Here is a 23771-nt window from a genome sequence, read left to right on the forward strand (position 1 = left end):
GCGCTTTGTGTATAAGTGGTAGACTCAAAGCAAGTTAAATTTAACAGATGGGTTTATTATGGAAAAATTAGCCGTTTTATACGCCGAACATATTGCAACATTGCAGCAGCGTACACGTACTATTTGTGAGCAAGAAGGGTTAGAAGGATTAGTCATTCATTCAGGCCAAGCTAAGCGCCAATTTTTAGATGATATGTATTACCCGTTTAAAGTTAACCCTCATTTTAAAGCGTGGCTACCGGTTATTGATAATCCACATTGCTGGATTGTGGTAAATGGTAGCGATAAGCCAAAACTTATTTTTTATCGCCCAATTGATTTTTGGCATAAAGTACCTGATGAGCCAAGAGATTTTTGGGCAGAATACTTCGATATTGAATTGTTATTACAACCCGATCAGGTTGAAAAGCTACTACCTTACGATAAAGCTAAATTTGCCTACATTGGTGAATACCTCGAAGTAGCACAAGCACTTGGCTTTAGTATTATGAACCCTGAGCCAGTACTTAACTATATTCATTACCACCGTGCTTATAAAACGCAATATGAACTTGAATGTTTACGTAATGCGAATCGTATTGCGGTTGATGGCCATAAAGCAGCGCGTGATGCGTTTTTTAATGGTGGTAGCGAGTTTGATATTCAGCAAGCTTACTTAATGGCAACGCGCCAAAGTGAAAACGAAATGCCATATGGCAATATTGTGGCACTTAACGAAAACTGCGCTATTTTGCACTACACCCATTTTGAGCCAAAAGCACCACAAACGCATAATTCATTTTTAATTGATGCGGGCGCTAATTTTAATGGTTACGCTGCGGATATTACCCGTACCTACGACTTTAAAAAGCAGGGTGAGTTTGCTGACTTAGTTAACGCTATGACAGCGCATCAAATTGAGTTAGGAAAAAGCTTAAAGCCAGGTTTACTGTATGGCGATCTGCATATTGATTGTCATAACCGTATTGCTCAGCTATTAAGTGATTTTGATATTGTTAAACTACCTGCAGCCGAAATTGTTGAGCGTCAAATTACCTCAACTTTCTTCCCGCATGGCTTAGGGCATCATTTAGGTGCACAGGTTCACGATGTGGGTGGTTTTATGCGTGATGAAACAGGGGCACATCAAGCGCCACCAGAGGGTCATCCATTCTTGCGCTGTACTCGCTTAATTGAGAAAAACCAAGTATTTACTATTGAGCCAGGTTTGTACTTTATTGACTCTTTATTAGGTGATTTAGCACAAACAGACAATAAGCAGTTTATTAACTGGGAAAAGGTCGAGGCGTTTAAACCTTTTGGCGGTATTCGTATCGAGGACAATATTATTGTTCACGAAGATAGCCTAGAAAATATGACGCGTAATTTATTACTCGACTAAATCCTTATTAAAGACGAGTTAGTCAATACGCGCTAAAATAAACGGATACAAAGGGGCCTTTTGGCCCCATTTTTTTTAATTAAAGCCTAAGTAAGTGCTATGTCTGAATATAAATACCCAGCCGAAGCTGTATTTCATCAAGAAGAAATTAAAAAAAGTACCTTTATCGTTCATATAGGTCACACGCCCGATCTAAATGCTGCGAAAGCCTTTATTAAAAATATTGAAGAAAAATACAGTGATGCACGTCACAATTGTTGGGCACATGTTGCAGGTAACCCAGGTGGCAGCCATGTTTATGGTTTTTCTGATGACGGGGAGCCCAATGGCACCGCAGGTAAACCCATGCTTAATGTGCTAGTGGGCTCAGGCTTAGGTGAAGTGACCGCTGTGGTAACACGTTATTTTGGAGGTATAAAGCTCGGTACGGGTGGGCTGGTGCGTGCTTATGGTGGTTCACTCAATAATGCCTTAGCAAAACTACAAACCGTGGTGAAAGTGCCGAGCGCTGAGCTGGTGGGCTTTAGTGAATACAGTATGCAAGGGGCGATAGAGCAACATTTAAAAACGAACTTTCAGGTACTTAATATTGAAAAGCAGTTTACTGCAAATATTGAGTGGACTATTACCATTGATAGTCGCCAAGCGCAGCAAGCCATCAAAGATATTTTTGATTTAAGCCACGGCGCAGTTGAGTTAACAATCAAAGAGTAATAGTCTTACATTCATCCCATTTAATGATTAAACATTAAATTTCGAGTCATACAGTAGTTATTTTAATTTACTAATAAAAAAGCGATACGCTCAATGCAATTTCGTACCATCATAAAAATTCTTGGCCAATTGGTTGCGCTATTCAGTATTACTATGGTGCCACCAGCGCTAGTGTCTTTAATTTATAAAGATGGTGGAGGGGTGCCGTTTGTTTTAGCCTTTATATTCAGTGTTGTTATTGGCTTAATGGCTTATTACCCAAATAGGCATGAGCATGGCGATTTAAAAGCCCGCGAAGGCTTTTTAATCGTGGTTCTGTTTTGGCTAGTACTAGGCGCGTTTGCCTCCTTACCGCTGGTATTTTTACAAGAACCCAACCTCTCTTTAGCCGATGCCGTGTTTGAAGCTTTTTCTGGCTTAACCACAACAGGGGCTACCGTGCTGACCGGTATAGAGTATCTGCCTAAATCGGTATTGTTTTATCGCCAACAATTACAGTGGTTTGGTGGTATGGGGATCATTGTATTAGCGGTAGCAATCCTGCCGATGCTTGGCGTAGGTGGTATGCAGTTGTATCGGGCTGAGATTCCAGGCCCCGTTAAAGATTCCAAAATGACCCCGCGTATAGCCGACACCGCTAAACACCTTTGGTATATTTATGTGTCTATTACCCTTGCATGTACTTTGGCGTATTGGAGCGCTGGCATGAATTGGTTTGATGCAATTTGCCACGCTTTTTCTACGGTGGCTATTGGTGGTTTTTCTACTTATGACGCTTCAATGGGGCATTTTGATAGCCCAGTAATTAACTTTATTTGTGTGTTCTTTTTAATTATCGCAGCCATTAACTTTTCTCTGCATTATGCTGCTGTAGCGAGTCGTAATATTAGTGTCTACATTCGTGACCCTGAATTCAAAGTGTTTCTATGTATTCAGCTCGCGCTGGTGGTGATTTGTTTCACGGTACTTTCATCTCACGATGTTTATGCCAATGGCGATGAAACCCTCGATCAGGCATTGTTTCAAGCTGTATCTATAAGCAGCACCGCAGGATTTGCCACAGATAACTTTTCTGCTTGGCCTTTGTTTTTACCTATTTTATTAATATTCTCTAGTTTTATTGGTGGCTGTGCTGGTTCAACTGGCGGCGGTATGAAAGTAGTGCGCGTGTTTTTACTTTATCTACAAGGGGTGCGAGAGCTAAACCGCTTAGTGCATCCTCGAGCTATATACTCTATAAAGTTAGGACGAAAGGCGCTACCAGATAAAGTAGTTGAAGCGGTATGGGGGTTTTTCTCGGCTTATGCACTAGTCTTTATTATTATTATGTTAGCGTTAATGGGCACCGGGTTAGACAATATAACGGCATTCTCAGCAACGGCAGCGTGTTTAAATAACCTTGGGCCTGGTTTAGGAGATGTTGCTTCTCATTATGGCGCTATTACCGATACTGCAAAATGGATATTAACCGTGGCAATGGTATTTGGTCGTTTAGAGATATTTACCTTACTTGTGCTATTTACCCCAACATTTTGGCGTGGATAACGTTATAAATATCAGGAAGGAAATATGCGAAAAACCAATTTGGAAAAGTTAAACCAAATCGTCACGGGTGGCATAGTTGATTTAGAAATCCTCACCCCCACGAGTAGCCGACGCGTAAAAACAGAGTTTATAGGCTTATTAGAAAATAAGTTTATTGTTTTAAATTACCCCAATGCAAAACGGCTCCCCATGGCAAGTGATTATTTACGCGATGGTGTGATGGTGGTGGTAAGAGCGCTTATAGAGGGCAGTGGTGGGCATGTTTTAGCGTTTCGTCAGCAGCTTATGTCTGTAGCATCTCACCCGGCTAAGTTATTGTTTATCGACTATCCTTCACAAGTACAGCTATTTGAACTGCGCTCGCAAGCGCGTATACCGACGCTGTTTCCAGCCAAGTTAAAATTATCGGATGATCGCCCTTCCTTTGAAGGTGTTATAAAAGATATTTCGTTAACGGGTGTTATGTTTGATATTAAAACAACCCAAGAAATCGACGACATTAAAGATATGCGTTGCATCGTAGTGTTTGATGAAGATACAAAGCACGAAGGGCAAATATGCAGTGTGAAAAAACATGCTAAGGGCATATATTGCGGAATTCGATTATTTGCCAGTGAAGAGCAAATGAAAGCCCTGATGGGGGATCACTTCATTGACCCTAATGCACTTGAAGTTGAAATTGTATAAGACCAGTTATCTTTCGACGCTAAACATTTTACAATTCTAAAATATCAACAAGCTCTAACATTTTCGCTCTTTTGCAACAAATAGCCATGTGTTGTTGTTATTTTTAAAAGCCATTTCAAATTTATTTTATAAATTCATTAAAAACAATTAGTTAAATATGTTTTTTATTCTAATTTTTTTGTTTATAACAAAATTAAACTCAACTCACCTTCCTTTTTGTTTATTTAATCCTCTTTTTTAGCGGTTGCTCACCGACTGTGTGGGGTTTTCCCTAAACTCAACTCTTTGATTTTTATTGTTTTAATTTTATTGCCTTATCTACTGTTGCTAAAAAGCAACAAAATAACGAGTTAAATAGCGCCATTTTCAGCTAGTTGCTGGTTAATGTATTGAAAATTATGGTTTTTATATTTTTGGCATCGAAGTTGTAATAGTCAGGCTGTATTGAACGAAACGTGATTTAAAGTAAAACACTTAATCGCATAAAACATAAACTTTGAAGGAAGATAGATTATGAAAAGCATTAATAAAACTTTAGCACTTATCGCATTGGCTTCTTCATCAGCCGCTTTTGCAGCAAGCGACTTTGACACGCTAGACGTTGACGGCAACGGCGCAATCAGTCAAAGCGAAGCATCGGTTGATGCAAAATTAATGAGCATGTTTTCAGAGCTTGATACTGACCAAAACGGTGAGTTATCAAAACAAGAGTTCTCTAAAGCATAACCCTAAGCTATTAAAGTTTTGGGAGTTAAAAGCTCCCTCATTATTTAAACGATTTTAAGGAATACTCATTATGAAAACATTACACAAAACATTTGCACTTATCGCTCTTGCTTCTTCGTCAGCAGCCTTTGCAGCGAGCGACTTCGACACACTAGATACCGATGGCAACGGTGCTATTAGCCAAAGCGAAGCATCGGTTGATGCAAAATTAATGAGCATGTTCTCAGAGCTTGATACTGACCAAAACGGTGAGCTATCAAAAGAAGAATTTTCGAAAGCATAAGGCAAGGCTAAGTATATTCTGAGTTGCCAAAGACAACCTAAATAGGCAAGGAAGCCTATGAAAGAGAATAACAAGGACCGTGATAGCCAGACACAATTTTTTGATAGACCATTGCATTACATTTTGAAGGATTAAATTATGAAAACATTACATAAAACATTTGCACTTATCGCGCTAGCTTCTTCATCAGCTGCTTTTGCAGCAAGCGACTTTGACATGCTTGATACTGATGGTAACGGTGCTATTAGTCAAAGCGAAGCCGCTGTAAACGCTGATTTAACAGCCGCATTTACTGAGCTGGATACTGACGGTAATGGTGAGCTTTCTAAAGCTGAGTTTGCAAACTTTTAATTTTTGACTTTTTTCATTGCACAGGGATCTCAGAAAAGGATTTCTCTCTTATAGGAGACTTATTATGAAAGCAATAAACACAACACTTGCGATTTTAGTATTAGCGTCATCATCAGCAGCTTATGCAGCGGTAGATTTTGCCTCTTTTGATAGTAATGGCGATGGTGTAATTAGCCAGCAGGAAGCCGCCGCTAATAAACAACTAATGAACATTTTTGATGATTTAGATACCGACGGAAATGGTGAACTTTCTAAAGAAGAGTTTGCAAGAGTACAATAAGTATTAACCCATCATACTCCACTAAAGCCGCTTAATAGTCAGCGGCTTTTTTGTGCTTGTTAGAGGCTATATTTAAGTTGGAGAGAGAAGCTTCTTGGCTTACCATAACGATATTGGTTATAGAACCCAATTTGACTGTAATAATGCTTATCAAATAAGTTATCGATATTTAGACTAACAGATAACTGCTCATTCATTTGATAATTTGCCATTAGGCTTGCAATACCATAGCTAGGCTGGTTTACCTCAACAGCGCCATAAACAGGGTTTTTAACTTCGTCATAGCTGTTGCTTTGCCAGCGATAGCCTCCACCCAATTTTAGATTGTCTAATGCACCTGAGAGTTGATAGCTAGTAAAAAGTTTAAATTGATCGTTTGGGTTGGTGGTATTTAATACCGTATTATCCGGTTTTTCGCCTTTACTATGGGTATAGCCAAAATAAGCGTTCCAGTTATCGGTTAATTTTCCGTTGATTTCTAGCTCGTAGCCTTGAGTTAATGTGCCGTTAATGGGCTTGTAGATGGCCTGAAGTGTTTCTGCAATGGTATCGCCCGTGTACTCGCCCACATTATCTTGATAAATTTTAAATCCAGAAAGGGATATGTCTAAACGTTCATCAAGTACAGAAGCTTTTATGCCAAGTTCATAATTCTTACCTTCAATAGGGCTTAAATAATTGCCATTTTTATCAACTCGACTTTGTGGTGTAAAAATATCAGTGTAATTAGCATACAAAGCCCAACTCTGTGTTAGTTCATAAGTTGCTCCAAAATAATTAGTTAGTTCATCACTTATTTTGTAATCATGCATGCGACCAAAATTATCGTGTTTGGTTTGCCATTGATTTAACCGGCTTCCAACAATTAAAGACAAGGCATTGGTTATATTTAGTTGTGCAGCAACATAAAGCGCATCTTGTTTAGTTGTGCCATAAGAGCCGTAAGCGGCTTCTGACTGCCAAGTTGGTTTTGCAATGCTATAACTAGAGTCAGTGAAATCGCCGATAACATAGTCACTTTGTTGGCTAGCATAATAAGGGGTCGAAAACTGTTGCTCTTGGGTATTATAACCAAATAGCAGTTGGTGACTTTGGCCCAGCCAATTAAACCGACCATTGAGTTCGACCTCATAGGTATCCTGCGTTCTGTTTGCATCAATATAGTTTATAGAACCTGGCATCATTCCAGTGTTGTTTATAGGATCGGGCTCTCCTTTTACCCAAAACACATCATAGTTTAGGTCGTTATCACCATAGACATAATTAGCGGTTAGCTGCCAGTTAGCATTAAAGTAATGCTCAAGGCGAATAAACGCATTAAGTGCATCGGTTTGAGAAGATGCCCAATCTTGAGCCGTTGAAGCATCTCTGTCATAAGCTGTACGGGAGCCATCACTATAAAAAATAGGCAAACCACCTGACATTGTTCCTTTAGGGGTTGTCGATTGATTATCAACAGCAAGAGTCAATAAAGTACTGTTAGAAAGATCTGCCTCAATAATGCCATATAATGTTTGACTGGTTTGCGAAAAGCGATCTTGATATGAGAGTCTATCTTGATAAGCAACAATAGCTCGTCCTCTTATACTTTCACTATTATTTATGCTTCCCGACACATCCACCATCGCGCGGTAGTTGTCCCATGAGCCTAATGAAGCAGTAAGATTTATTTGAGTGTTTGCAGTTGGGCGTTTACGTATCAAGTTAATTGCTGCCGAAGGGTTACCCGCGCCCAGCATTAACCCCGTTGCTCCTCTAACTATTTCGATACGATCATAAATTGCGGTATCGGTTAGGTTATCTCCATAATTAAAGCGGGTGTCATAGGTGGTCGCTATGCCATCATAAAGTATGCTGGTGACACTAATACCTCGGGCTGAAATAGAAAACTTACCATTATCTGCTTCTCGCGCATTTATGCCTGTCACACTGGTTATAGCTTCAATTGCGGTATTTAGTTGTTGGTCTGCCATGAAGTCGCTTGTTATCGCTATCGTTGATTGCGGCGTTTGCAAATGTGATAGCTCAAGGCCAGTTGCAGAGCTCATAGAATTAACTCTATAGCCCTTCGCTTGCTCTCCGATTACGGTTAACCTTTCGATACCTTCGCTAGTGTGGGCGAGCGTTTGAGTTGAAACTGTTGAAAGTAAAAGGCCAACCAGAGTGTAATGAGTTATGGGAGAATTTTTCTTTGAGAGTAGGTGTATCATTTGAAATCCATTTTTATTTAAAAACGTGAAATTAACTTTTCACATCTGTAGATGTCGCTGCTTGATAATCGAGCAAGAAGAGACTAATGGATTTTCCTTTGCTAGTAAATGCTTTTGATAATGATTTTCATTTAGCTTTAGGTGTTCTCCTTTTTACTTACAAGCGGGTTGTGAATAAAAAGGAGGAATTACTTATAAAAAGATTGCGCTAACTTGGAATAACTTTTCAACCACGTTAATGTGCTTTTTATCAATTAAGAACATGATTACATGATCGCCTGACAAAATAATTGTATCGTCATGGGCAATCAGTACATCGTCATTTCGCACAATTGCACCTATTGTGGTACCTGCTGGCAATTTAATATCGGCAATTGCGCGACCTACCACTTTAGAGGTATTTTCATCACCATGGGCAACGGCTTCTATGGCTTCTGCAGCCCCTTTACGCAACGAGTACACGTTTACAATGTCGCCACGGCGCACGTGAGTCAGCAACGCAGAAATAGTCGCTTGTTGTGGTGAAATAGCAATATCAATTTCGCCGCCCTGTACTAAATCAACGTAAGCACCTCGTTGAATAAGCACCATGGTTTTTTGTGCCCCCATGCGTTTTGCGAGCATAGCCGACATTATATTTACTTCATCGTCGTTGGTAACGGCAATAAACACATCAACCTGTTCAATGTGTTCTTCAGAGAGCAGCTCCTGATCGGATGCATCACCACAAAATACCACGGTGTTGTCGAGCATTTCAGAAAGCTGTTCGGCACGCTCTTTACTTCGCTCTAGTAACTTAACGCTGTGGTTTCTTTCCAGTGAACGGGCTAGGCCTGCACCAATATTACCGCCACCGGCAATCATGATTTTTTTATACGAGCGTTCCAGCTTTTGTAGCTCGTTCATTACCGCACGAATGTGTTTGGTTGCGGCAATAAAAAATACTTCATCGTCGGCTTCTATTACGGTGGTGCCTAACGGTTTTATCGCTTTACCTTGGCGGTAAATAGCGGCCACTCGAGTTTCAACATTAGGAATATGCTGCTTAAGTGTAGATAGGGCATAGCCTACCAATAAGCCGCCATAGTAGGCTTTTACAGCCACTAAAGAGAGCATGCCATCGGCAAATTGCAGTACTTGTAATGCGCCAGGGTAGTCTATTAGGCGGCGAATATACTTAGTAACGAGTGCTTCTGGGGCTATGTAATGATCGACAGGTAAGTCATCATTATGAAAGAGTTTTTCGCGGTATTTTAAATACTGCTCAGAGCGAATACGGGCTATTTTGGTCGGTGTATTAAAAATACTGTAGGCAACTTGGCATGCCACCATGTTAACTTCATCTGAGCTGGTCACCGCAATAATCATATCGGCATCTTCAGCCCCTGCGCGACTTAACACGTCAGGGTGGGCGCCGTGGCCTGCAACACCTTGTAAATCGTATTTATCTTGCAGTTCGCGCAAGCGGTTACCGTCGATATCAACTACGGTTATTTCGTTTTGTTCACCCACTAGGTTTTCTGCGAGTGTGCCGCCAACTTGCCCAGCACCGAGTATGATTATTTTCATTATGTACCCGTATTATTAATACTAATTACATCAAAGTATTAGCTACCTCTAAATTGAAGTAGCTAAATGTGTTGCCTAGGCTTTTTTAACTAATTTAGCGTAGTAAAAACCGTCACTTTCGCCTGGTAATAACTGCAAGCCTGGTGTGGTTTTAGTGTCTTCGCTGTGCAAAGGAATATGCTCTGCGTCTTCATTATTAGCTAAAAACTTAGCAACTTGTTGTTGGTTTTCTTGTGGAAGCACCGAACAGGTTGCATACACCAATGTACCGCCTGGCTTTAACAATGGCCAAATGCTGTCGAGTATATCGCCTTGGAGGGTCGATAAATCGTTAATGTCGGATGCGCGACGTAACCATTTAATATCTGGGTGACGACGAATTACGCCAGTTGCAGAGCAGGGTACATCTAACAAAATACGATCAAACTGTTCTTCATCCCACCAAGTGTGAGGTTGCGATGCATCACCACATTGTAAGTCGGCGCCCAAACCTATGCGTTCTAGGTTTTGTTTAACACGTTCTAGGCGTGTGGCATCGCTATCAAGCGCAAGCACATCTGCGTCGGCAAGCTCTAAAATATGGCAGGTTTTACCACCAGGCGCTGCGCAGGCATCGAGTATTGAATCACCATTTTGTGGGTCTAGATAGCGTGCAGCAAGCTGCGCTGCCGCGTCTTGTACTGAACAGGCACCGGTATCAAACTCAGGAAGTGAAAACACATCGCGTGGTTTGCTTAGTTTAATGCCATCAATAAAATCAGGATTTAGAGTATGTTCAATATCGTTAGCGGTTAGCATTTCGCTATATTCTTGGGTGCTAAACTGCGATTGATTCACTCGAAGCCACATTGGCGCTTGTTGCTGATTAGCTTCTAGAATGTCTTCCCAGCTATCTGGGTAGGCTTCTTTTACTTGCTTTATAAACCAGTTTGGATGGTTGTATAAACACACCGGAATTTGTTTGGCTTTTTCTTCAAGCTCAGCTTGTTGGCGCTGAAAGCTTCGTAAAATGGCGTTAATAAGCCCTTTTAAGCCAAGAGCGCGTAATTGTTGTAACGCATTAACGGTTTCGCTAATTGCTGCATGCGGCGGTACACGCATGTGTTGTAGTTGGTAAATGCCCACATACAACAAAAACTGGAAAATACGGCGTTTGCCTTTAAGCGGTTGTTCTACTAAATGCTGGCAATAATTTTCTAGGCTAGGTAAGTAACGCAATACTCCATAGCAAATTTGCTGCAGTAAGGCTTTATCTTTAGGAGATAGGCCTTGGCTAGCGAAAGGGAGTTCTTGATTAAGCGATGCGCCTTTATCAACCACGTTATATAAAGTTTCAGCGGCTAGCGCTCTGACATTGCTTACATTACTCATTATTTTCGCCTAATACGGTGCCGGGTGTGACCCAGTGGCTACGACCGTTTAAAAAATCATTAATTGCCATTGGCTTTTTGCCTTGTGGTTGTAATTCGCCAATAGATAAAGCGTGTTTACCACAAGCCACAACGATACCGTTTTTATCACTTGTTAATACAGTGCCAGCTTCGCCTGATTGTTCAACCACGTTTGCTTGGTATATTTTTACCGTATTACCACGCATTTGGGTAAAGCATACTGGCCATGGGTTAAATGCACGAATGTTACGCTCGATTTGCTCGGCATCCATAGACCAATCAATGTTGGCTTCGTCTTTTGAGAGCTTTTTAGCGTAATTGGCATCAGCATCGTTTTGTGGCTCAGGCGTTATGTCCCCGTTAGCTAAACGATTTATGGTATCGATTAATGCACCAGGTCCCAGTTCAGCAAGCTTAGTGTATAAGCTTGCACTGGTTTCAGTACTATCAATAGGGCAGCGGCTAATATGCAGCATATCGCCGGTATCTAGCCCTTCATCCATTTGCATTATGGTTACACCGGTTTGCTGATCGCCTGCCCAAATAGCGCGTTGAATAGGTGCGGCGCCACGCCAGCGCGGTAAAATAGAACCATGTACATTTAAACACCCTAAACGTGGGGCATCTAAAATGGCTTTAGGTAAAATTAAACCGTAGGCAACGACAATCATGATATCGGCATTGAGGCTGCTTAGCTCTTCAAGTGCGTCGTCTGTTTTGAGTGATTGCGGTTGAAAAACGGGTAGGTCATGTTCTAATGCAAGCGCTTTTACTTCACTGGCTTTTAGTTTTTTTCCGCGACCCGCTGGACGATCTGGTTGACTGTAAACGCCCACTATTTGGTGTTCACTATTTATGAGTGCTTGCAGATGGCGTGCAGCAAAGTCCGGCGTACCGGCAAATATAATGCGTAATGGTTGTGTCACTGAGTTTCCTAATTATTTACTAAGGTGCTTATTACTGCGCTGCAAACTTCGCTTCTTTTTCAAGCTTTTTACGAATGCGTTGGCGCTTTAATGGAGATAAATAATCAATAAATAATTTACCTTGAAGGTGATCAAGTTCATGCTGAATACAAATCGCTAATAATTCGTCAGCATCAAGAATAAATTCTTTACCTTCTTCGTTCAGTGCAGCTACGGTAACGGTTTCTGCACGGTCAACTTTTGCATACGAATGAGGAACTGATAAACAGCCTTCTTCGCTCACGGTTGAGCCATCTTTTTTGATAATTTGCGGATTGATAAGCACGAGTGGTTCATTGCGCTCTTCTGATACGTCGATCACCACAATACGCTGGTGAATATCAACCTGTGTAGCAGCAAGCCCAATACCATTTTCATCGTACATAGTTTCTAGCATATCTTTGACAATTTCACGCACTTGATCGTCAACAACAGTTACTTCTTTTGCGATTGTACGTAAACGTTCATCTGGAAATCTTAAAACTTCTAACCTAGCCATAGTTACCTTTTACACTTATGCTTAAATTTAGGGTATTGTATGTTCTTATTTTAGCCATTCACGTTCCCCTTTAACAGGTTTTGGTTAATAATAATGAAAAAACACTATGAGGAAGCTCAATGAAATCTCCATTAATTGCAATTATACTTGCATTAGGTGCAACTTTTCCTGTGCTGGCAGATGTACTAACTATAAAAAAAGATGCACCTAAACAGTATGTTGTGAAAAAAGGTGACACGCTTTGGGATATCTCAGCTATATATCTAAACGAACCTTGGTTATGGCCTGAACTATGGCAAATGAACCCACAAATAGACAACCCTCACCTTATTTATCCGGGAGATGCGTTAGCATTAATTTACGATACAGACGGTAATCCGCGTTTAGTGATTAATAAAGCGTATCGAAAGCTATCACCTATGGGACGTATTACGCCAAAAGGGAAAGATGCGATAACAACTTTACCTCTTGCGTTGATTAAACCGTATTTGTCGTTTGAGCAAGCTATTAACAGCGATACCATAAAAGAAAAGCCCTATATTTTGGGCGCCAACGAAAATACCAAAACCCAAACTATTGACCATATTTTATATGTAAAAGGTAACTTAAAACGTCATCAGGCATATGCTATTTATCATAAAGGTGCGCCTTATACTGACCCTAATACCGGTGAAGAGTTAGCGAGTAGAGCATCTTATGTGGGTATGGCTCGTGCATTTAGAACAGGTGATGCGGCCAATGGCGAACCTGCCTCAGTAAGAGTTGAATCAGTAAAACGTGAGATCAAACAGGGTGACTTTTTATTACCTGCAATGGAAGGGCAGATGCTGCCAGTATATTTTGAGATGCATCGTCCTGAACAGCCAATGCAGGGTCAAGTGATTGCCTCTCCGCGCGAGGTGAGAGAATTTAGCACTATGGATGTAGTGGTGCTAAACTTAGGTTCAGAGCAACAAGTTAAAGTAGGTCATGTACTGGATATTGAACGTCAGTCACCTAAGGTGATTGATAGTGCCAGAGGCCCGCGTTATACCGAAGATTCAAGTCGTTTAGAAAAATTGGTATCGGCTACTAGCGAATTATTTGGCTCAGAAACCGATGAAGATAGCGTTACTTGGAAAATGCCAGCAGAGAAAGTTGGTGAAATGATTATTTTTAAAGTGTATGACAAAGTTAGTTATGCGCTGATCACTAAAAATCAGCACCCAATTCGCATTGGAGATTTGGCAGTAATTCATTAAGTAGCGAGTCGGTGTTCTAGGAGGGAACATGGAGCAATCGTTTGGCAAGCTAAGCCATTGGCTTGCCTTTTACTTATGCAAAGGGCTTGGAATAAAAACGCTATTAGCCCTCTCTAAGCAGCACAGTTTAGAGTCGCTGTTTTCCTTATCCCATTCCCAGCTGGTTATGTTGGGCTTAACAGCGAGCCAAGCAAGCAATTTACTTAATACAAATTGGCAGCAAGTTGCGCATTATGAACAGCTTATTAGCCAGCAACATATTATTGTTATTAGTATTTTTGATACCACCTACCCAGAACACCTAAAACAAATAGCCAGTGCGCCATTATTACTTTTTTGTAAAGGCGATATCAGCTTACTGTCTTCTCCACAAATTGCGATTGTTGGCAGTCGAAATGCAACCACCACAGGACTTGAAATTGCTGCAGAATTTGCACATCAGCTAACGCTTGCTGGCATAACAGTAACCTCTGGTATGGCGCGTGGCATTGATGGTGCTGCCCATAAAGGAGCGCTGGCAGGAAATGGTAAAACCATTGCCGTACTGGGGACTGGTGTTGATGTTTATTACCCTAAACGCCATAAGTTACTTACAGAGCAAGTATTAACACAGGGTTTATTGGTAAGTGAGTTTTTACCGGGCACCGCGGCCAACGCGCATAACTTTCCACGGCGTAATCGTATTATTTCAGGACTCTCTTTAGGCGTTTTAATTGTTGAAGCCGAAATTAAAAGTGGCTCACTGATCACCGTACGTTATGCGCTTGAACAAAATAAAGACGTTTTTGCGGTGCCAGGCTCAATTAAAAACCCGCTGGCACAAGCAAGTCATTTTTTAATTAAGCAAGGTGCTAAGCTGGTAGAAAACGTCGCCGATATTCTTGATGAGATGAACTTTTCATACCCTTCTGGTCTAAACTATAAAGAGTTAACTGATGCTGTAACCTCAGATTGCGAGGTGCTTAACAGTATTGGTTTTGAGGTGACCAGTGTGGACGATATTATGCGTCGAGTACAGTGGCCAATTGATAAAGTACAAGCGCGATTGCTTGATTTAGAGTTAGACGATCAAATTGAACGTGTATTAGACGGCTATATTAAATTAAGCGCTGGAGGATAATATGTTTGATATTCTCATGTATTTATTTGAAAACTATGTTCACAGCGAAAGTGATGTATTTGTTGAGCAAAGCACACTTACCGATGAGTTACTCCGCGCTGGGTTTAACAAACCCGAAATTAACAAAGCCATTGACTGGTTAGATCAACTTGCCGCATTACAATACAGCAATGAATCGCCTTATTTATTAGCCACTCCACAACATGCAGTGCGTATTTTTACCGACAGTGAGTGCCAAGTTCTCGACACCGAGTGTCGCGGCTTTTTAATGTTTGTTGAACAAACGGGCGTTATTAATAGCACCACTCGTGAAATGGTGATGGACCGTTTAGCGGCGCTTGATAATTCAGCTATTACTTTGGAAGATTTAAAATGGTTAATTCTTATGGTGTTATTTAACGCCCCTGATTCTCAGCAGGCGTATGAGCAAATGGAAGATCTTATTTTTGATGAGCCCAGTGAAGTGTTACATTAACAGGTTCACGACTAATGATGTGAGTAATCATTATTGCGTGTTTTATTATTTTCAGCGTTAACAAACCGACTGCCATAGCTTGTATCTTTAAGGGTTTTGGGTATATTAGGCGAAAATTCACCAACCACTAGGATTTACATGAGTAAAATCGATCATTCACTTTTCTCGGCTAATAAACACGCCTTAGAAAAAGAATATGAGATATGCCCGCAATGTGGTTCAGAACTCGTCATTCGTAATAGTAAATCTGGGCCTTTTTTAGGCTGCGCTAGTTATCCTAAGTGCGATTTTATTCGCCCGCTTGCACATCATGATAGCAATGAAATCAAAATACTTGAGGACAGCGAGTGTCCAGAGTGTAGCAAGCCGCTGGTGGTGAAAAATGGCCGCTACGGTATGTTTATTGGCTGTACCGGTTACCCTGAATGTCATTATATTGCCAGTGAGCATGACGATACGCCAAGTGAAGAGCCTGTGATTAGTTGCCCTAAATGTAAAAAAGGCCACTTGGTTTCACGCAGCAATAAATTTGGGAAAGTGTTTTATTCTTGCGACTGTTATCCAAGCTGTAAATATACGCTTAATCATAAACCTGTAGCTCAAGCGTGTCCTGTATGTGACTGGCCAGTTGTTACTGAGAAAAAAACCGCGAGTGGTGTTGTGTTACAATGCCCACAAAAAAGCTGTATGCATAAGTTTGCTGCCACTGAATAACGTAAATATCTCTGGAGACAATTTTGTCTGACCTTTCTTCTTTATCTGCTGCAATAACTAGCTTAGAACAAGGCGATGTTATTTTATACCCAACCGAAGCTGTTTATGGCCTTGGTTGCGATCCTGACAATCAACAGGCGGTGGAACGTTTATTGAGTATTAAACAACGCCCCGTTGAAAAAGGGCTTATTTTAATTGCTGACAATTACGGGCAATTATTAAAATACGTCGATGACGCTAAGCTGCCTATGGATAAACGTGCCGATATTTTTTCAAGTTGGCCAGGCGCACTCACTTGGGTGATGCCTGCAGCTAAGTCTACCCCAAAGTGGTTAACAGGGCAGTTTGATACTATTGCAGTAAGAGTAACTAACCACCCTACAGTTAAACGTTTATGCCAACAGTTTGGTAAACCACTGGTATCAACAAGTGCTAATTTAACCGGCCAAGCAACGGTAACAAGTATTGTTGAAGCTCAGCAGCAGTTTGCCGAGCAGGTTAGTTTTTATGTTGATGAACCATTAGGTGGTAATACGCAACCAAGTACCATTAAAGATGCCATGACAGGCAATGTATTCAGAGGTTAACGATGCAAAGCGAATTATTAAAACAAGTAAAAGCGTACTTTATGGCTTTGCAAGACACCATTTGCCAAGGCTTAGAAGCGGCTGATGGAAAAGCACAGTTTGTTGAAGACAGCTGGCAGCGAGAAGAGGGCGGCGGTGGTCGTACTCGCGTTATCACTAATGGTAATGTGATTGAGCAAGGGGGGGTTAATTACTCTCATGTATTTGGTGCCTCTATGCCGGGCTCTGCCACTGCCCATAGACCTGAGCTTGCCGGACGCAGTTTTCATGCGTGTGGTGTATCGTTAGTGATCCACCCTAAAAACCCGCATATACCAACAAGCCATGCCAATGTACGCTTTTTTATTGCCGAAAAAGAAGGTGAAGAACCGATTTGGTGGTTTGGTGGTGGTTTTGATTTAACCCCGTTTTATCCTGTACTTGAAGATGTAGTGCATTGGCACCAAGTTGCGCACGATGTGTGTCAGCCGTTTGGTGATGATGTTTATCCAAAATATAAAAAATGGTGTGACGAATACTTTTATTTAAAACATCGAGATGAAACTCGTGGCGTAGGCGGCTTATTTTTTGACGATTTGAATGAGTTAGGTTTTGAGCAAAGCTTTGCATTTATGCAATCGGTGGGTAATGGCTTTTTAGATGCTTACGTTCCTATTATTGAGCGTCGCAAGAACGATAAGTACACCGAACAACAACGCGACTTTCAATTATATCGCCGTGGTCGTTATGTTGAGTTTAATTTAGTCTGGGACCGCGGCACATTATTTGGCTTACAAAGCGGTGGCCGAACTGAATCTATTTTAATGTCGATGCCACCTTTAGCACGTTGGGAATATAACTATACCCCAGCCGAAGACAGTGCAGAGGCATTACTATATAAAGATTTCTTAAAGCCACGTGATTGGTTAGCTTTGGGCTAAGAATGATATGCCAGTCAATAAACTACTTATTGACTGGCTTTTAAAATTATTGTTTTAGTTTAAAGCTTCGTACCTGCTCATCTAACGAGCGAGCTAAATTGAGTAACTCTTCACTGACTTTTTGATTTTCATCCGCATCTACTAACGATTGCTCTGCATTATCACTGATACCAACAACGCTTCTGTTTATTTCTTCGGCGGCTAGATTTTGCTGCTCTGTCGCATCGGCTATTTGAATATTCAGCTCATTTATTTCATTCATTTGGCTAGAAATATCTTTTAAAGCCTGTGCAACTTGTTGTACTTGTTGCGCTCTTTCGTCTGCCTCCGCACAGGACTCACCCATGGTTTTAACTGTTTGCGCTGCTTCTGATTGCAACTTATCTATAGTACGGCGTATTTCATCGGTAGAGGCATGAGTTCGGGTTGCTAAAGTTCGTACTTCATCAGCAACAACGGCAAACCCTCGGCCTGCTTCACCTGCACGGGCAGCTTCAATGGCTGCATTAAGTGCTAATAAATTTGTTTGCTCGGCGATACTGCTGATCACCTCAAGCACTTTACCCACTTCAAGCGTTTGCTCTTGCAGTTGTCTCACTTGATCTGCCGCTTGGCGTACATCTTCAGCTAGTTGATTTATACTGAGTTCGGTTTGCTCTGCAACCTGCATGCTTTGCTGTGCTAGCTCATTACTGTTCTCAGATTTTTCTTGAGCAAAATGAGTGGTGTTTCTTACTTCATTGGATGAGCTTTCTAGCTCATTAATTGCTGCAGCTACCGAGTCGGTACTTTTCTTTTGTTCTAAAATAGCGCGCTCAGTAGTATCGGCAGAAGTATAAATTTTCTCTGCTGAATGAATAAGCACTTTTGAAGAGTGAGATACCTGAGTAATGTTATCTTTAAACGTAGCAATCATTTGGTTAAAACTAGTGGCAAGCCAGCCGAGTTCATCTTCGGCGTTATCTTCAATGCGTAAGGTTAAATCTTTATTAGTAGTGGCTAAGTGCATTGCATGGCCGAGCTTTTTAAGGCGCACTATAAATATTTTTCTAAACACTATACCTAGCAGCACAAAGGCAATAATAAAAATAGTAGACAGTAGGCTGGTGGTTATTAAGGTGTTGTAAGTTACCTCGCTATCAATATCGGCTAAGGAATAGCTAATTTTTACCACACCCAGTACATCGCCTTCTTGTGCTTGATGGCAGCCCAAACAGTTTGTACCTTTGTAGTCTGTGCTAGCAAACATAGGACGAAGGTAGGTCATACTGCGATTATTATTGCTTTGCTCTATAAATAAACTTTCTTTGCCTTGCAGCGCTTCGCGTTCGCTATTATTACTCGCTGTTTGGTTTTTATTGCCTGGTCCATACAGCTTATTGACTATGTCAGAGCGAATAATATGGGCGTCTTCAATATTAGGATGTTTACGCAGCTTTTGACTCAATAATTCTCGATTAGCCATAGTGCCCGTTAGCATCATGGTGTTTATTGAGTCGAAGTAATTGTCGGCAAGTAGCTTGATGTTTTCTGCTACCGTATCTTGTGCGAGTGTGCGCTGTTGGCTCGTACTACTAAAAATACTGGCTATGAGTACAATAATGCCGGTTAACGCTAACAAAGCATAAATTTTATGTTGGATTGATTTCACACGCGCCACGCTTTTCTAACTATTTGATAGGGTATTATCTCTATTTTAGAAAAGCGGGTTTTGACTTAGCGCAAATAATACCCAATTAAAGAACGGGGTAAATTAATGCTGATTAATCATATGACTGGCAAGCTGTGCCAGTGATTGGCGTAAACCTTCGCGTAAAACGGGGTTATCAATTTCTATGTCTAAGGTTTTATTCATGCAATACATCCACTGATCACGTAAATCTTGATCAATAGGAAATGGCATATGGCGTTTGCGCAGCATTGGATGGCCATGTTTTTCTACAAATAAGTCTGGGCCACCAAGCCAACCCGATAAAAACTCAAAAAATACTTGGCGAATTCTATCTAATGGTTGAGGATGCATATCATATAACGGTTTAGCGTATTCATCGCTGGCCATTATGTCGTAGAATCTATTGGCAATTGCACGCGTGGGCGCTTCTCCGCCGATGATTTCATACGGGGTTTTCTCTGGCGTAGGCGCTTGAGTGGTTGTAGACGGCTTTGATCTTGAAAAGAGTCTTTTAATCATAGTTTTATCATCGTTAATAGGCAGTACTAAAACTGCAAAGAGGTTGTTTAAAATGGACAAATATGCGGTTTTTGGAAATCCAATCAAACATTCAAAATCTCCCAGCATACATCAGCAGTTTGCTAAGTCATTGGGAGAGCAAATCGACTATAGCGCAATCTTAGCACCTATCGATGAGTTTGAAAAAACAGTCGCGACTTTTTTTGAGCAAGGAGGCAAAGGCGCAAATGTCACTGTTCCTTTTAAAGAGCAGGCCTTTGCTTTAGCCGATGAACTAACCCCAGTTGCTAAACTTGCAGGCGCAGTAAACACCCTTAAAAAGCGCGATGATGGTACCTTACTCGGTGATAACACCGACGGCATAGGCTTTGTGAACGATTTACTAGCGAATAAAATAATAATAACAGGTAAACGCCTGCTGATCATTGGTGCAGGTGGCGCTGCCCGTGGTGTTATTTTACCTTTACTTGAGCAGCAGCCTAAAGAAATCATTATCGTTAATCGCACGGCACACAAAGCCCAAACATTGGCAAAACTCTTTACTGGGCACGGCAATGTTTCGGGGTATGGTTTTGACGACCTTCCTTCTGCCGATTATCATTTAGTTATTAACTCAACCTCAAGTAGCATGAATAACGAGTTACCTGCGTTAAGCGAAAAGCACTTAAGCGCATGTGAAATGGCTTATGATATGTTTTATGCGACGCAAAATACGCTATTTATGAATTGGGTGAGCGAACACAATAAAGCGGCTAAGCTATTAGATGGCAGTGGCATGTTAGTAGGGCAAGCTGCACAAGCTTATTATGTATGGCGAAATAAAATGCCGGACATTGTTCCCGTTGTTATTGCATTAAAGCAGGGAGTACTTAAATGAATCAAGCAATACAGTTTATAGACCGACTCGAATTTAGAGAGCCAACTCATCAATTAGTTTTTTTTGCACAAGTAAGCGGAATGCTAGTTGAGTGTGTGATTGCTGTAAGTAGTTTAAATTTAGCCGATGAGAGTCATGCAACGCGTTATTTTGAACAATATCGATTTGATTATGAAGAGCGTGCCGAGCAGCTAATCGAAGACGAAAGCTATAACTCGGCAGGGCAAATAGAAGTGAGTTTACTTAATTAAGCAAAAAGTTGTGGTTATTTCGCGTCTTCAGCTAAGTATTCATCTTTAAGCTGCACGTAATTATCGGCAGACACTTTTAAAAAGCTCAGCTCTTGATCTGTTAAAGGGCGGGCTTGTTTCGCTGGGCTACCTACATACAAATAGCCAGACTCTAAACGCTTATTAGGAGGTACTAAAGCACCACCACCAATAATCACCTCGTCTTCTACAATTACGTTATCCATAATAATAGCGCCCATGCCCACGAGTATGCGGTTACCTAGAACGCAGCCATGCAGCATTACCTTATGACCCACGGTAACATCATCACCAATAATAAGTGGGTAACCCTCAGGATTGCTTTTAGTCGCTCTTGATAAATGTAAAACACTGCCATCTTGTATATTAGTACGCTTACCGATACGAATATGATTAACATCACCACGGGCAGCAACTAGTGGCCATACACTACTATCATCACCTAGGGTGATATCACCGACTAATACAGACGACTCGTCTATATAAACAGAATCATTAAACGCAGGAGTTATTCCTTTATAAGAACGTATTGCCATATAAGCACCTTTAAATTAAACAATATGAATAGTATCAGTGTAACAGTAGCGCTTATTTAAGTACCAGCAAAGCCTGATTTGATTATAAAACTAGCTGTTTCATCTGTTTTAGCTCAGATACTGACCGAACAGTGTGTTTTTTTAGTTTTTCTTTAAAAAAGTACTTGCGTAAAAATCTGTTCTCCCTATAATGCGACCCCACTGAGACGGGGAAGGCCAACGCATAGCGAGGCATGAGCTACTCAGAGAGTTAAGTAAAACTTAAGTTTAAATCATCGCAAGAAAGTTTAAAATTAAGTGTTGACTCGAAAAATAAAGGATGTATTATACGCATCCCTAGCGACAACGTCGCAACGTTCTTTAACAATATAAAGCAATCATCTGTGTGGGCACTCGTACAGATTGAGTTCTAACAGCCAAGCTACTTCGTTCTTTATTGAGCAAGTAACGAGGAAAACAAATTTAGAGTCTCAATTTAAACTGAGTGACCAACAGAATAATTACTTAGGTAATTATTCAGCACAGTCAATTCAATATCGAAAGATATTAAATAAATTCAGAATTCATTGAGCTGTCGAAAGACATAAAACTTTTTAATTGAAGAGTTTGATCATGGCTCAGATTGAACGCTGGCGGCAGGCCTAACACATGCAAGTCGAGCGGTAACAGAAAGTAGCTTGCTACTTTGCTGACGAGCGGCGGACGGGTGAGTAATGCTTGGGAACATGCCTTGAGGTGGGGGACAACAGTTGGAAACGACTGCTAATACCGCATAATGTCTACGGACCAAAGGGGGCTTCGGCTCTCGCCTTTAGATTGGCCCAAGTGGGATTAGCTAGTTGGTGAGGTAATGGCTCACCAAGGCGACGATCCCTAGCTGGTTTGAGAGGATGATCAGCCACACTGGGACTGAGACACGGCCCAGACTCCTACGGGAGGCAGCAGTGGGGAATATTGCACAATGGGCGCAAGCCTGATGCAGCCATGCCGCGTGTGTGAAGAAGGCCTTCGGGTTGTAAAGCACTTTCAGTCAGGAGGAAAGGTTAGTAGTTAATACCTGCTAGCTGTGACGTTACTGACAGAAGAAGCACCGGCTAACTCCGTGCCAGCAGCCGCGGTAATACGGAGGGTGCGAGCGTTAATCGGAATTACTGGGCGTAAAGCGTACGCAGGCGGTTTGTTAAGCGAGATGTGAAAGCCCCGGGCTCAACCTGGGAACTGCATTTCGAACTGGCAAACTAGAGTGTGATAGAGGGTGGTAGAATTTCAGGTGTAGCGGTGAAATGCGTAGAGATCTGAAGGAATACCGATGGCGAAGGCAGCCACCTGGGTCAACACTGACGCTCATGTACGAAAGCGTGGGGAGCAAACAGGATTAGATACCCTGGTAGTCCACGCCGTAAACGATGTCTACTAGAAGCTCGGAACCTCGGTTCTGTTTTTCAAAGCTAACGCATTAAGTAGACCGCCTGGGGAGTACGGCCGCAAGGTTAAAACTCAAATGAATTGACGGGGGCCCGCACAAGCGGTGGAGCATGTGGTTTAATTCGATGCAACGCGAAGAACCTTACCTACACTTGACATACAGAGAACTTACCAGAGATGGTTTGGTGCCTTCGGGAACTCTGATACAGGTGCTGCATGGCTGTCGTCAGCTCGTGTTGTGAGATGTTGGGTTAAGTCCCGCAACGAGCGCAACCCCTATCCTTAGTTGCTAGCAGGTAATGCTGAGAACTCTAAGGAGACTGCCGGTGATAAACCGGAGGAAGGTGGGGACGACGTCAAGTCATCATGGCCCTTACGTGTAGGGCTACACACGTGCTACAATGGCGCATACAGAGTGCTGCGAACTCGCGAGAGTAAGCGAATCACTTAAAGTGCGTCGTAGTCCGGATTGGAGTCTGCAACTCGACTCCATGAAGTCGGAATCGCTAGTAATCGCGTATCAGAATGACGCGGTGAATACGTTCCCGGGCCTTGTACACACCGCCCGTCACACCATGGGAGTGGGTTGCTCCAGAAGTAGATAGTCTAACCCTCGGGAGGACGTTTACCACGGAGTGATTCATGACTGGGGTGAAGTCGTAACAAGGTAGCCCTAGGGGAACCTGGGGCTGGATCACCTCCTTATACGATTTAGAACTTATTTGTTCGTAGTGTCCACACAGATGATTGTTAGTTAGTTTTACCCTTTGGGTTGACTAATTAATATGCTCTTTAAAAATTTGGAAAAGCTGATA

24 protein-coding genes and 1 rRNA gene are annotated in these 23771 nt (G+C 41.6%); 17 read left to right on the top strand and 8 right to left on the bottom strand.

Translation table 11 applies throughout. From position 1 onward, the window contains the following. Positions 1-58 precede the first annotated feature (58 nt). The 8 genes from pepQ to PSM_RS00100 all read left to right on the top strand — a co-directional run bounded on the left by pepQ (position 59) and on the right by PSM_RS00100 (position 5967). The gene (gene pepQ, locus PSM_RS00065; protein WP_013463654.1) at positions 59-1381 is read left to right on the top strand and encodes a Xaa-Pro dipeptidase; all 1323 of its coding nucleotides are present in this window, start codon (positions 59-61) and stop codon (positions 1379-1381) included. A 99-nt stretch (positions 1382-1480) separates the two neighbouring features. Further along, positions 1481-2095 (top strand): YigZ family protein, encoded by a 615-nt coding sequence (locus PSM_RS00070; protein WP_013463655.1) that lies wholly within the window; start codon positions 1481-1483, stop codon positions 2093-2095. Between the two features lie 93 nt (positions 2096-2188). Continuing rightward, positions 2189-3640 (top strand): TrkH family potassium uptake protein, encoded by a 1452-nt coding sequence (locus tag PSM_RS00075; protein ID WP_013463656.1) that lies wholly within the window; start codon positions 2189-2191, stop codon positions 3638-3640. A gap of 24 nt (positions 3641-3664) precedes the next feature. Next, on the top strand, positions 3665-4327 hold the full coding sequence (locus PSM_RS00080; protein ID WP_013463657.1) for a flagellar brake domain-containing protein: 663 nt from the start codon (positions 3665-3667) through the stop codon (positions 4325-4327). Positions 4328-4840: 513 nt separating this feature from the next. Continuing rightward, on the top strand, positions 4841-5053 hold the full coding sequence (locus PSM_RS00085; protein ID WP_013463658.1) for an EF-hand domain-containing protein: 213 nt from the start codon (positions 4841-4843) through the stop codon (positions 5051-5053). Between the two features lie 70 nt (positions 5054-5123). Further along, positions 5124-5336 carry an EF-hand domain-containing protein gene (locus PSM_RS00090; RefSeq protein ID WP_013463659.1) on the top strand — a complete coding sequence of 71 codons (213 nt, stop codon included), beginning with the start codon at positions 5124-5126 and terminating at the stop codon, positions 5334-5336. Positions 5337-5474: 138 nt separating this feature from the next. Then, positions 5475-5687, top strand: coding sequence for an EF-hand domain-containing protein (locus PSM_RS00095; RefSeq protein ID WP_013463660.1), 213 nt, complete (start codon positions 5475-5477; stop codon positions 5685-5687). Between the two features lie 64 nt (positions 5688-5751). Then, entirely contained in the window at positions 5752-5967 is a 216-nt protein-coding gene (locus PSM_RS00100; protein WP_013463661.1) for an EF-hand domain-containing protein, read from the top strand. 59 nt (positions 5968-6026) lie between these two features. On the opposite strand, the gene PSM_RS00105 is transcribed toward PSM_RS00100, so the two are convergent. The 5 genes from PSM_RS00105 to def form a co-directional block, all read right to left on the bottom strand. Then, positions 6027-8015 carry a TonB-dependent siderophore receptor gene (locus tag PSM_RS00105; protein WP_013463662.1) on the bottom strand — a complete coding sequence of 663 codons (1989 nt, stop codon included), beginning with the start codon at positions 8013-8015 and terminating at the stop codon, positions 6027-6029. Between the two features lie 354 nt (positions 8016-8369). Further along, entirely contained in the window at positions 8370-9746 is a 1377-nt protein-coding gene (gene trkA, locus PSM_RS00110; protein ID WP_008112933.1) for a Trk system potassium transporter TrkA, read from the bottom strand. A 75-nt stretch (positions 9747-9821) separates the two neighbouring features. Further along, positions 9822-11117, bottom strand: coding sequence for a 16S rRNA (cytosine(967)-C(5))-methyltransferase RsmB (gene rsmB / locus PSM_RS00115; RefSeq protein WP_013463663.1), 1296 nt, complete (start codon positions 11115-11117; stop codon positions 9822-9824). After that, positions 11110-12063: a methionyl-tRNA formyltransferase gene (gene fmt / locus PSM_RS00120; RefSeq protein ID WP_013463664.1), complete on the bottom strand. Its 954-nt coding sequence runs from the start codon at positions 12061-12063 to the stop codon at positions 11110-11112. Before fmt ends, rsmB begins: the two co-directional genes overlap by 8 nt. Positions 12064-12094: 31 nt before the next feature. Beyond that, on the bottom strand, positions 12095-12601 hold the full coding sequence (def, locus tag PSM_RS00125; RefSeq protein WP_013463665.1) for a peptide deformylase: 507 nt from the start codon (positions 12599-12601) through the stop codon (positions 12095-12097). A 119-nt stretch (positions 12602-12720) separates the two neighbouring features. Between def and PSM_RS00130 the strand changes: the two genes are divergently transcribed. The 6 genes from PSM_RS00130 (at position 12721) to hemF (ending at position 17658) form a co-directional block, all read left to right on the top strand. Then, on the top strand, positions 12721-13842 hold the full coding sequence (locus PSM_RS00130) for a LysM peptidoglycan-binding domain-containing protein (protein WP_013463666.1): 1122 nt from the start codon (positions 12721-12723) through the stop codon (positions 13840-13842). 28 nt (positions 13843-13870) lie between these two features. After that, positions 13871-14962, top strand: coding sequence for a DNA-processing protein DprA (dprA, locus tag PSM_RS00135; RefSeq protein WP_013463667.1), 1092 nt, complete (start codon positions 13871-13873; stop codon positions 14960-14962). 1 nt (position 14963) lies between these two features. Then, a complete protein-coding gene (locus PSM_RS00140) occupies positions 14964-15437 on the top strand; it encodes a DUF494 family protein (protein ID WP_013463668.1) in 474 nt (157 codons plus the stop codon). A gap of 138 nt (positions 15438-15575) precedes the next feature. After that, the gene (locus PSM_RS00145) at positions 15576-16151 is read left to right on the top strand and encodes a DNA topoisomerase family protein (RefSeq protein ID WP_013463670.1); all 576 of its coding nucleotides are present in this window, start codon (positions 15576-15578) and stop codon (positions 16149-16151) included. A gap of 23 nt (positions 16152-16174) precedes the next feature. Beyond that, on the top strand, positions 16175-16738 hold the full coding sequence (locus tag PSM_RS00150; RefSeq protein ID WP_013463671.1) for an L-threonylcarbamoyladenylate synthase: 564 nt from the start codon (positions 16175-16177) through the stop codon (positions 16736-16738). A gap of 2 nt (positions 16739-16740) precedes the next feature. Then, positions 16741-17658, top strand: coding sequence for an oxygen-dependent coproporphyrinogen oxidase (gene hemF / locus PSM_RS00155; protein WP_013463672.1), 918 nt, complete (start codon positions 16741-16743; stop codon positions 17656-17658). 46 nt (positions 17659-17704) lie between these two features. Here the strand turns inward: hemF and PSM_RS00160 are convergent, their stop codons facing one another. Together PSM_RS00160 and PSM_RS00165 are read right to left on the bottom strand one after the other, a co-directional pair. Continuing rightward, the gene (locus tag PSM_RS00160; RefSeq protein WP_013463673.1) at positions 17705-19309 is read right to left on the bottom strand and encodes a methyl-accepting chemotaxis protein; all 1605 of its coding nucleotides are present in this window, start codon (positions 19307-19309) and stop codon (positions 17705-17707) included. Positions 19310-19411: 102 nt separating this feature from the next. Further along, positions 19412-19849, bottom strand: a complete 438-nt coding sequence (locus PSM_RS00165; protein ID WP_013463674.1) for a group II truncated hemoglobin — start codon at positions 19847-19849, stop codon at positions 19412-19414. A 52-nt stretch (positions 19850-19901) separates the two neighbouring features. On the opposite strand from PSM_RS00165, the gene aroE reads away from it, so the two are divergent. Beyond that, entirely contained in the window at positions 19902-20726 is an 825-nt protein-coding gene (gene aroE / locus PSM_RS00170; RefSeq protein WP_013463675.1) for a shikimate dehydrogenase, read from the top strand. Then, complete coding sequence (locus tag PSM_RS00175; protein ID WP_013463676.1) at positions 20723-20977, top strand: DUF1488 domain-containing protein; 255 nt, start codon at positions 20723-20725, stop codon at positions 20975-20977. Before aroE ends, PSM_RS00175 begins: the two co-directional genes overlap by 4 nt. Positions 20978-20991: 14 nt before the next feature. On the opposite strand, the gene PSM_RS00180 is transcribed toward PSM_RS00175, so the two are convergent. After that, positions 20992-21531, bottom strand: a complete 540-nt coding sequence (locus PSM_RS00180) for a gamma carbonic anhydrase family protein (protein WP_013463677.1) — start codon at positions 21529-21531, stop codon at positions 20992-20994. A 594-nt stretch (positions 21532-22125) separates the two neighbouring features. Here PSM_RS00180 and PSM_RS00185 point away from each other — a divergent pair. Then, positions 22126-23661: ribosomal RNA gene (locus PSM_RS00185) — 16S ribosomal RNA — on the top strand. Positions 23662-23771: the final 110 nt, after the last annotated feature.

The organism is Pseudoalteromonas sp. SM9913 (assembly GCF_000184065.1).
Taxonomy (GTDB): Bacteria; Pseudomonadota; Gammaproteobacteria; order Enterobacterales; family Alteromonadaceae; genus Pseudoalteromonas; species Pseudoalteromonas tetraodonis.